This is a genomic window from Spirulina sp. CCY15215, assembly GCF_016888125.1.
GTDB lineage: Bacteria > Cyanobacteriota > Cyanobacteriia > Cyanobacteriales > Spirulinaceae > CCY15215.
On the sequence record NZ_JACSWA010000256.1, the window covers coordinates 1 to 10,491 of the forward strand.

The 10,491-nt window shown below is 44.9% G+C and carries 7 protein-coding genes; 2 read left to right on the forward strand and 5 right to left on the reverse strand.

Annotated elements, in window-relative coordinates:
- The first annotated feature begins 382 nt into the window (after window positions 1–382).
- Both JUI58_RS02405 and modB read left to right on the forward strand, forming a co-directional pair.
- Window positions 383–1,216, forward strand: a complete 834-nt coding sequence (locus JUI58_RS02405; RefSeq protein WP_204102147.1) for an NF038130 family PEP-CTERM protein — start codon at window positions 383–385, stop codon at window positions 1,214–1,216.
- Window positions 1,217–1,325: 109 nt separating this feature from the next.
- On the forward strand, window positions 1,326–3,233 hold the full coding sequence (gene modB / locus JUI58_RS02410; RefSeq protein ID WP_204102148.1) for a molybdate ABC transporter permease subunit: 1,908 nt from the start codon (window positions 1,326–1,328) through the stop codon (window positions 3,231–3,233).
- 16 nt (window positions 3,234–3,249) lie between these two features.
- Here modB and JUI58_RS02415 read toward each other — a convergent pair whose 3' ends face one another.
- From JUI58_RS02415 to JUI58_RS02435, 5 genes are all read right to left on the reverse strand, one after another.
- Window positions 3,250–4,530 carry a hypothetical protein gene (locus tag JUI58_RS02415; protein ID WP_204102149.1) on the reverse strand — a complete coding sequence of 427 codons (1,281 nt, stop codon included), beginning with the start codon at window positions 4,528–4,530 and terminating at the stop codon, window positions 3,250–3,252.
- A 203-nt stretch (window positions 4,531–4,733) separates the two neighbouring features.
- Window positions 4,734–7,676 (reverse strand): methyl-accepting chemotaxis protein, encoded by a 2,943-nt coding sequence (locus JUI58_RS02420; RefSeq protein ID WP_239121218.1) that lies wholly within the window; start codon window positions 7,674–7,676, stop codon window positions 4,734–4,736.
- A gap of 163 nt (window positions 7,677–7,839) precedes the next feature.
- Window positions 7,840–8,376, reverse strand: coding sequence for a chemotaxis protein CheW (locus JUI58_RS02425; protein WP_204102152.1), 537 nt, complete (start codon window positions 8,374–8,376; stop codon window positions 7,840–7,842).
- 88 nt (window positions 8,377–8,464) lie between these two features.
- The gene (locus tag JUI58_RS02430; protein WP_204102150.1) at window positions 8,465–8,836 is read right to left on the reverse strand and encodes a response regulator; all 372 of its coding nucleotides are present in this window, start codon (window positions 8,834–8,836) and stop codon (window positions 8,465–8,467) included.
- A gap of 89 nt (window positions 8,837–8,925) precedes the next feature.
- Window positions 8,926–10,209, reverse strand: coding sequence for a response regulator (locus JUI58_RS02435; protein ID WP_204102153.1), 1,284 nt, complete (start codon window positions 10,207–10,209; stop codon window positions 8,926–8,928).
- Window positions 10,210–10,491 lie beyond the last annotated feature (282 nt).

Below are 10,491 nucleotides of genomic sequence, written 5' to 3' on the forward strand. Positions count from 1 at the left end.
GCTCCCTAGCTGAATAAACCCTAACAAGAGAATATAGTAGTGGGAGCGTCTCGTTCCCTAGCTGAATAAACCCTAACAAGAGAATATAGTAGTGGGAGCGTCTCGTTCCCTAGCTGAATAAACCCTAACAAGAGAATATAGTAGAGCGTCTCGCTCCCTAGCTGAATAAACCCTAACAAGAGAATATAGTAGCTCCCTAGCTGAATAAACCCTACTTAAGTAGAAAAAACTACAAAATCTTTATCGAAAATCAAGCAAACTTTACACAAACTTTACCCACTATCGGCAAAAATCCTTTTTAATAAAGAAAGGAAAAGGGATAAATTAACGGCTTCCAGCCAAGCCTATAAAAACTCACTCATACATTCAGAGGAAAATTACTATGAAAGGGATCGCTCAAAAACTTTTAGTCGGCACATCTGTTTTAATTGGCACGATCGCGACTTCAGCACCAGTCCTCGCTGCGTCTCTCAGCAATGTACAAATGGTTGGCACAGACTACGGCGTTTACGGTGCAGCCGACGCAATAACCGCTTTAACTGATAGCGATCGCTACAGTCACGTTGAATTAAACATTGCCGACGAAATTTTAAGCAATAATAATACAGGCTTTACAGGAAACTTAGGCTCGGACTCAATTAAAGTAGAAGGAATTAACCAAGCTGATTGGGATGGTGGCCTAGGCACGCAATGGATGGCAGATTTTACCGCAGCATATCCTGCAGTTGCCAATGCAACCTATGGGGGAATTTCCATCGGTCAAATCATTGCTGGGGAAATCCAAACCGCGATCGGACGTTCTGGCGACCCCAACGTAGCTTACTTGGCTAAAGATGATGGTTCTGGAAACATTGAAATGGATTTAATCGGTCACTATAACGTCTGGAATGCCCCTTGGGTAGCAAATTATTCAGCTAATCCTATTTATGCCCCCGTGATTGCTGCGTTGAAAGCACAGACTCCTCTCCTCCAAATCAGCGAAATTGCTAAAGTAACCATCAATGGAGAAGCCCAATACGCTTACAGTTTCTCGGCTGTAAATACAGGAGTTGTTGCAGGGGATGATGGTGTTTCCCACTCCGGACGCTACACTGTATCCTTAGCTGGAACTGTAGAAGAAGATCCCGCAGATGTTCCCGAACCTTCTCTTATCCTCGGTTTGATGACAGTTGGCGGTTTATTTTCAGCATCTAAGCGCAAGTCTCAAAATGCTTAGAAATAGCACGGCTTTTTCATAGTATTCGTTGGACATCAACACTCACAATTTTCAAAGGGAAGCGATCGCTTCCCTTTTTTGTTTGGAAATATAAAAAAATAGTTGGCCAATGGAATTCGATTTATTTCCCCTTTGGATATCCCTAAAAACCGCCTTGGTTGCGACTATTTTTGCCTTTCTCGCAGGAATTACCGCCGCCGGTTGGATGTTTAGCTACTCCGGGAAAGGAAGAGGATTGATTGACGGAATTTTGACCCTTCCCCTCGTCCTACCGCCAACAGTTGTCGGTTTTTTATTACTGCTTTTATTGGGTCGCAATAGTCCTATAGGTGCATTATTAGCGAAACTAGGAATTGTCTTAATTTTCTCTTGGCCAGCAACCGTTATCGCCGCTTCTGTAGTTGCTTTTCCCTTAATGTATAAAACAGTTTTGGGTGCATTTAAACAAGTCGATCGCCATTTAATCGACTGCGCCCGAACATTAGGGGCTTCAGAACAGCGCATCTTCTGGCAAATCTTGCTTCCTCTGGCTTGGCCGGGAGTTGTCGGCGGCACAATTCTCGCTTTTGCGAGAGCTTTGGGGGAATTTGGTGCAACTTTGATGCTGGCGGGGAGTATTCCAGGAAAAACCCAAACCATACCGATCGCCATTTTTTTGGCCGCAGAAGCTGGGAAAATGGACAAAGCGTTAATTTGGACAATTGTGATGATTGCAATTGCTCTTTTGGCGATCGCCGCCATTAATTATGGGTCTGACTCCCCCCATCTGGCTCAAAGTCGTCTCACTAACCAAGTCTCCTTCCTCATTGGTCGTGGGTCATCAATTGTAGGTCGTTGGTTTAATTTTTCTCGCCCCTATTTGATAGCGGGTAAAACCAATGCGATCGCCGAGGAAAAAATTAGAGAAATTCCTTCAGAATTAAATCTCAATCTCTATAAAAAATTAGCTGGGTTTGCTCTTAATACCCAAGTTACAACCAATGGTAAACCATTAGGAATTTTAGGGGCTTCTGGGTCAGGGAAAAGTATGACCTTACGCTGTATTGCTGGACTAGAAACCCCCACAGAAGGGCGTATTGTTTTAAATGGGCGGGTTTTATTTGACTCCCAAAAAAACATTAATCTCCCCAGTCGATCGCGGCGTATTGGCTTTGTTTTTCAGAATTATGCTCTTTTTCCACACATGAGAGTCGCCCGCAATATTGGCTTTGGTTTGCAAGATTTACCGAAAGAAAAACGCCAACAACGGGTGCAAAAATATCTAGAATTGATGAACTTACAAGGCTTAGAACGGCGCTATCCTCGGGAACTTTCGGGAGGACAACAGCAGAGAGTGGCTTTAGCTCGAGCTTTGTCCACCGCCCCAGAAGCTCTCTTATTGGATGAACCTCTCTCAGCCTTAGATACTTATCTTCGTACTCACATCGAACGGCTTTTAATCGAGGTGTTTTCCACCTATCAAGGAGTCACTTTATTTGTCACCCACAAACTGGAAGAAGCCTATCGAGTCTGCGATCGCCTTTTAATCCTACACGAAGGTCAGGTTATCGCTTCGGGACGTAAAGAGGACATTTTCGAGCATCCTGCAACCTTAACTGTAGCAAAATTGACAGAATGCAAAAACTTCTCTCGAGGGCGGGCGATCGATCCCCAACGGGTTGAGGCCTTAGACTGGGGTTGTTCTCTCCATGTCGTCGAATCTATCCCCCCATCCTTAGATTATATCGGCATTCGCGCCCATCATCTCATCTTTCTCCACCCCTCAGAATTACAAGATTCAGAGAGAAAGAATGTCTTTCCCTGTTGGTTAGTCAGCAAAAGCGAAACCCAACATCAAATGACCCTTTATTTGCGCTTAAATACTCCTCCTGAAAATGCGATCGCCTATCATCTCCAAGGTGAAGTTTTTAAGGAAAAATGGCAAGAATTAAAAGATAGAGCTTTCCCTTGGTATGTTTACTTAGAACCCCTTCGCCTTATTTTGATGGCTCGGGAATCACCAATACAAAAAAACTGAATACACTTCATAATCTTTAACCAAAACTATCAGAGATATAAATATAAGATGTATCCTCATCACTCCAATTCCCTGAATCTCCGCTTTCAGAAAGTTCGCGATCGCCAATACTTGCATTAGCAATTCCTCGAGTAACAATCCGTAAAAGTTTCGCTGGAGAAAAAGAAGCGAGTTCAATATAATTTCCCGCTTCTAACCACTCAATTTCTTCAGAGGATAATTGTGCTTTAATCTCTGAGGGTAAATTTTGGGCTTCTTCTGCCAAATTTTCAGAACGAAAAACAGATATTTCGGGTTGTTTGAGGATTTGTTTGGGAGTAATGCCTAAATCATAAACAGTTGCAGTTGTATCAGCAAACCATTCAGACTGCGATCGCAAAGTATGAGGAAGAATAACACCTTGAGGGGTTGCATTATGGAGGGAAAAAACTTTAAGATCGGGGTTTCTTCGCAGCATTTGCATCACCGTAGCAAAGATACTTTGAGGATATCCTGTAACGCTTAATACGGCACAGTTATGCTCAAAATGGAAGTTATTGGCGATTAAGAATTGGGCAATTTCATCGCTGTCGCAAATGAGTGCGCGATCGAAACTATAATTACTGATTTCATTGCTAATTTCTGCGGGAGTTTGTTCTATTTTAGGAGGAGGTAATAATTTTTCTAACGATCCGTTGACTTCGATCCAGCGAGTTAACCATTCTCTAGCGCGATCGGGTTGAATAGTTGCTAATATTTGAACTATTTTTTGAGTGCGTTTTCCTTGAATAATTCCCAAGTAAATTGAAGACATTCCCAAAATTGTACATAATGCAAATCTCAAAAAGTCGATTGCTGTAGAAGTGACTAACAATAAAAGTATTGCTATTATCACCAGACAAACGCCCAAGAAAATCAAAGAACCTGCAATAACTTTGCGATTTTCAAGGGATATTTTTTGAGAATTTGTACCTCGCCATAAAGAGAAGATCGCGAGAGGAATTCCCACTACCCAACGAAGTAAGGGGACAAAAATCGCAATAATAAGACCCGATATTAACCATCCTACCCAAGGAGCGACTATGTTTTGTCGCCGCAAGCGTTTCTCCAAAAAATAAAAGAATTGTTCCTCTGTAAAAAAGAGAGTATTATTAGCCGATATTTTCAAAAGAACTTTTGCAAAAAATGGATCGGTAAATTTAATTGGGTTCATCGCAGTCGGTTCAAATGCAAAAGGATGTCCGCAACTTTTACAACGTCCCGAATTTGCCTCGCGATCCTTAAGTTTATTATCGATATCACATTCAATGCACTTCATAACTACTCCTATTTAGAGAATATTTTCACTCAATTATATTAGTTGATTTTCCAGCAAGACACTATAGTTTTCTCGCTGACGAATGAGACGCGATCGCTTATTTTCTAAGCGCTAACTAATTCAAAAGAAACTTTTGTTAATTGAGATTCCATCATTCTGTCTCCCCTTGTCCATTCCAAGAATAAATAACAAGCAATAAAATTTTAAACCTCCTCCGTATCGTCAACCCGGAATCGTTCCACCGAAGCCAACAAATCCCGCGCAATTCCCACCAGATTTTGCAGAGAAGAAGCCACCTTTTGAGATTCTTGTGAGGTTTCTTGCGCCGTCAATTCCACCGACTGCATAACCTGCGCCACCGCCAAGGTACTTTCCGTTTGTTCCACCGTATCCGCCGTAATCGATCGCACCAAAGCATCAATCCGGTTCGATACTTGAATAATATCCTCCAGCGATCGCTTCGCCTGTTCCGCCCGTTTCGTCCCATCGATAACCTGCTGCGTCCCCTCCTCCATCGCCTGCATAACCAAACTTGTCTCACTTTGGATCTGTAAAACAATTTGTTCAATATCTTTTAACGCTTTTGCAGATCGATCCGCCAACTGACGTACCTCATCCGCCACAATCGCAAAACCCCGACCCGCTTCCCCCGCCCGCGCCGCCTCAATCGAAGCATTTAACGCCAGCAAATTCGTCCTTGACGCAATTTGAGAAATAACCGCCACAATCTTAGAAATCTCCTGAGAAGACTCCGCCAACCGCTTCACCTTCCGCGTCGTTTCCGCCACCGTCTCCCGAATCTGCAAAATCCCCGAAACCGCGTGTTCCACCGAATCACCCCCCTTCACAGCCACCGCCGCCGCCGATCGCGCCACCTCTTCCGCCTCCCGCGCATTTTCCGCAACCCGGCGAATAGAGTCCGTCATCATCTGCACCGAATTCAACGTTACCGCCAACTCCTCCGCCTGTCGCAATGCGTCACTTTGCAGACCCCGCGCAAACTGTTCGTTATCCCCCGAACTTTTATTCACCTCTCGCGCCGCCGTCTTCACCTGTTGCACAATTTCTCGCAAATTTTGAATCGTCAAGTTAAACGCATCCGCCACCGCCCCCAAAACATCCGCCGTCACCTCCGCCCGTACCGTCAAATCTCCCCGCGCCGCCCCTTCCACATCATCCAGCAAGCGAATCACCTGGCGCTGAAGGTCTTCCTTTTGTTGTTCCGTTTCTTCCGCCCGTCGCTGCGCCTCACTCGTCGTCGTGAGAATCACCCGCGCCATTTCATTAAAACCCGCCGCTAACTGCCCAAACTCATCCTCAGCATAAATCGTCGCCTTGGCATTAAAATCCCCCTGAGAAACCGCATCAAACCGAGATTGCAAATCCTGCGTCGATTGTTGAATTTGCTCCACCGTCGTGCGCCCGAAAAACCAAATTGTTCCCCCTGCTGCCCCCCCAGCTACCAATCCCATCAAAGCATTCCAAACCCTCATATAAGGAACAATAACGACTTTTTTCTCATCCGGAGCGCTCACAAAACTCAGAAAAGAAATTAAGACCACAGCGATCGCAGAACTCGTTCCTGCCGCTACCGCCATAAACCATTGTTTCTTCATCAAAGGAAAATTTTCAAACCAAGCAAATCGCCCCTGTTCGATTTCAACATTGGTTTCGACCACGTGGCGATCGGTCTTCGTAAAATTCGTAGGAGCCTTATCCGCAGGAGATTGAAGACCAAAAATCCCAGTATCTCCAGCTTCGGCGGCGGCAACTCCCCCCATCGTTGCCGCCCCTAAAGCCGCACTACTGTCCGAAAAAGCCAAGCTAGGGTCATCATCAAAACTGGAATCATCAAAACCGGAATCATCAAAACCGGAATCATCAAAACCGATCGCCGAATCCGGAATATCTGCTGCGTTCCCAAAACTCGGTAAGTCGTCGTTAAAAACATCAAACTCTTCTAAAAATCCCCCAGATTCATCCGTCAGATCCATTCCTTCTGCACCGACATCGCCAAAATCCGTATCTTCGGCCAAAGATTCATCCTCATAATCGCCATTTTCATAACTACCATTTTCATAATTGCCATTTTCATAATTATTGTTATCAAGATTATTAAAATCATCAAAGGCAAAATCATCTTGAGGCTTGGAAGGAGTTGTAAAAGAAATTGTTTCTAAATCATCATCTAATCCATACACTTCATCCTCATCATAACTATCGTCTTCCACATCTTCAGGAGGAAGTTCATCGGCAGAATTTCCTCGAGCAAATGAATTATCAAATTCCGTCGAACTCATTAGGAGTGTTTCTTGATAATCATCTTCATCCAAATTAAAATGGTCGTTTCCCTCCACTTCATCCAGATGAAAATCGCCAGTTTCGTCTAATAGATCGTCTTCAGAATCGAAGAGATTTTTCCTTCCATCCCCACCGGGAGGAATCATAAATGTTGAATCTCCGGTTTCGGGAATGTCGTCTAAATCTGGGGTAAAATCTTCCCCATTCAATGTCGAATCCATTAAAGCAGTGGCATCTTCATCGGATTCCCAAGCTGCGTTTTCATCTCCGAGGGCAAAAGGATCTCGATATGTTTCTCCCGAGGGCAAGTCATCATCATAGGAATCTGATAGGTTGTTGATTTCCCCAAAAGGATTGGCATAAGTTCCTCCTCCGGTGCTTTCCAAGCCATTATTGCCACTCTCAAAATTACTACTGCCAAAATCAAAATCAGTTAAAGCATCAGCATCATCTAAATTGGGCAAACTATCATAGTTTGAAAGTCCTTCAAGTTGTTCGTAACTCTCCCCCACAGAATTTTCAATCGTATAATCATCTTCTGCCAGATCCTCACCGGGATAATTGCCGCTCAAGCCAGCATTGGCATCTTCAATGCCATTATCAGCATAGTTAACAAAATCAATATCATCCGTGAGTCGTTTCACTCGTTCGTATTGTTCTCGGGCGATTTCATAATCTTGGAGACCGTAACAATAGATGTGTCCGCGCAGTAATTGAATCGCGGGATCTTCGCGATAACTTTGGGAGAGGTTATCGATAATTCCTGCTGCTTTTTCATAATTTCCCTGCAGGTAAGCACGTTCGGCTTCTCCATATTTTTGTGTATAGTCAGTTTCCTGGGACATTGTGTTAATGAATGGGTAAATGATAGTTGATAGTTGATAGTTGATAGTTGATAGTTGATAGTTGATAGTTGATAGTTGATAGTTGATAGCTGATAGTTGATAGCTGATAGTTGATAGCTGATAGCTGATAGTTGATAGTTGATAGTTGATAGTTGATAGTTGATTAACTCGCCCAGCGAGCCGATCGCAGTATTTTACCCTGATCGAGAAGTCGCAAAGTTTGGTTGGTTTTTGGGTTGAGAACCCACTCTCCGATCACAAAGGAGGCCATACTGTCGGGGACGTTGGTGGCGGGTTGAACTTGTTCGCTATCAAGCCAATCCATTGCATTTTCGCCGATGCGATCGATCGCCAAGCCTAAGATAGTATCTTGTTCTTCTACGGCAATCACAGGAATATCTTGGCGCTGGGTATTGAGGGCTACGGGATCCCCAAGAAATTGTCCTAAATCCGCCACCCAAATCACCTGGCCTCGCAAATTCAGTGTTCCCAAAAGGAGAGGGGAAGCATTGGGAATGGGGGTAATGCGTTCGGGGGATTGGTTCATAACTTCGCGAATCCCTGTTGCTGGGAGCGCCAGTTCGATCCCAGAGGGGAGGAAAAATCGCAGATGCAACTCGCCCTCGGGGGTTTCTAGTTTTTCGATGTTGGGAGAAATATCTTCACTATTCTTCCCTAAAAAATTTGTATTGCCAACCATATTTCTGGCTTCCTTGTCCGATCGCGGCAGAGTTTGAGCAGATTGCGGGAGATATAGGGAGAAAAACCCGAGGGTTTCTTCGTCCATTCTATCCTCGTAGCAATTGTTTGACAGTGCCAATTAGTTCTTTGGGTTGGAAAGGTTTGGCGATGTAGGCATCTGCTCCTTGTCGCATCCCCCAATAGCGATCGAATTCTTCCCCTTTGGAAGAACACATGACTACAGGGACGTGTTTTGTTTTGGGATCGGCTTTGAGGCGACGGCAGAGTTCGTAACCGTTCATTTGGGGCATGACAATATCCAATACGACTATATCGGGTTCGTACAGGTTGTCCTGAATTTGGGCAAGGGCTTCGACTCCGTTTCCGGCAACCTCTACGGTCAAGCCGCTACTTCTGAGTAGTTCCGAAATCATTTGTCTTTGTGCCGGACTGTCTTCTACAACTAAAACTTTACTCATATTTCCTCGTTTCTACTTATTCTTTAGCTTAATTCCTCATCTGGCTATTAAAGTATCTCTTGTTTTTACCGTTCGCGATCGCCGAAGGTTCAAACTGAGGGAGATTTTTTGACGGTCGGTTGGCGATAGGCTTCTCCTGGGCTTTTTGCCACTGCCTTGTCTTGGTTGGGATCTCCGCGATCCCAACCGAGGTATTTCTCGATCAGCATTAATAATTCTCCTGCTCCAAAGGGTTTGGTGAGATAATCTGTTGCTCCCACCAATCTGGCCCGGACGCGATCGATGAAGCCGTCTTTACCTGTGAGCATGATAATCGGGGTTTGACGAAAGCGAGTTGAACTTCTCAGCATGGCACAAATTTCGTAACCGTCAAGGTCTGGCATGGCTATATCGCACAAAATTAGGTCGGGTTTGAGGCGAAACACTTGCCCGATCGCCTCTAAGGAGTCTGTGAGAACGATAACGCGATAGCCTTGGGATTGCAGCATAAATTCTACACTTTTGCCAATGGTGAGATCGTCATCGAGACAAACTATTGATGTTAGTTTTTGCGGGGATTCCCCTGGGATTTTAGGGCGATCGGGGGGGGAAATCCCGTTGAGCATTTGAATCCAGCCTTTTTGTACATAGGGATAGATTGCCCGCGCAATCGTGGAAATATCCCGATTGAGGAAGCGAGAAAGCTGGCGTAAGGAGGTTTTCCCATCTGCCCAACGATCTAGACTTTTGTAAGCATTATGGGGGAGTGCGGCTTGCAGGGCAATTTTTTCGCTGAGGAGGGGACATTGACTGGGACTTTGAATGTGGGGATGGAATTGTTTCCACTGTTGGACTTGTTTGACGATTTTGGCCACCAGAGGGGCAATTTCTACGGTGGTGAGTTGAGGTGCAAGGGCGACACCTACTTCAAAATTAAAAACTCCTTGATGTAGTCCCAGCAAATCGAAGAGGGTTTCCGCGATGGTGCGATAGATAATATTGCGCCCTTGGGCTGGGGTAATAATCCGATTTTCCATTAATTGCCACAGATAGGCATATTCGGGAGTTGTTAATTTTCCCGCCGGACTGTTGAGGTCGGCGATCGCATCTTCGGCTCGATAGTAGCGCAGATAGTCTTGCAAGCGAGAAAGGCTACTACTGGCGCGATCGGCAGCATAAACAATTTTCCCGTTGGCAAAAAAGACAAACCAAGAAGGAGTATCCCCCGGAGTGGATCGAGGGAAATAACGCTTTGAGCTTGGGGTTAAAGAGCCATCTTGATGCTCTCGCATGGGGGAGCTATAGGTTTCTACAAATAGCTCTCCCGTGCGTTGACCGAGTTCGATCAGTTGCAGGATGCTGCGAATATCAATTTCATTGAGAGTTCCCTGCATAATAGGCAAAAACCGCTCTCGAAAGCGGGAATGGAGTTGGCAGTCGATCCACTCGATGAGAAAATTAGATTAAGATGAGCAGTTAGATATCCATTGTACGCTGTGACTCAACTCCCTAGTTCCTCGAGCAATAATTTTCTGGGTCGGCTCAGATTCTGACTGGTTAAGCTAGATACTAAAGTAGGGTCAGGAACTCACCGCTAAGTCCTCCGGACTCTAGCGGGAGCTTGAAAAAGCCCTAACCTGACCAGACTCAGCGAGAAATCGCTACGTTATTTAGGT

Excerpts from the sequence above, each read along its gene's own strand:
- JUI58_RS02420 (WP_239121218.1), bottom strand. The coding sequence starts at position 7,676 with ATGTCCCAGGAAACTGACTATACACAAAAATATGGAGAAGCCGAACGT.
- JUI58_RS02430 (WP_204102150.1), bottom strand. The coding sequence starts at position 8,836 with ATGAGTAAAGTTTTAGTTGTAGAAGACAGTCCGGCACAAAGACAAATG.
- modB (WP_204102148.1), top strand. The coding sequence starts at position 1,326 with ATGGAATTCGATTTATTTCCCCTTTGGATATCCCTAAAAACCGCCTTG.
- JUI58_RS02425 (WP_204102152.1), bottom strand. The coding sequence starts at position 8,376 with ATGGTTGGCAATACAAATTTTTTAGGGAAGAATAGTGAAGATATTTCT.
- JUI58_RS02435 (WP_204102153.1), bottom strand. The coding sequence starts at position 10,209 with ATGCAGGGAACTCTCAATGAAATTGATATTCGCAGCATCCTGCAACTG.
- JUI58_RS02405 (WP_204102147.1), top strand. The coding sequence starts at position 383 with ATGAAAGGGATCGCTCAAAAACTTTTAGTCGGCACATCTGTTTTAATT.
- JUI58_RS02415 (WP_204102149.1), bottom strand. The coding sequence starts at position 4,530 with ATGAAGTGCATTGAATGTGATATCGATAATAAACTTAAGGATCGCGAG.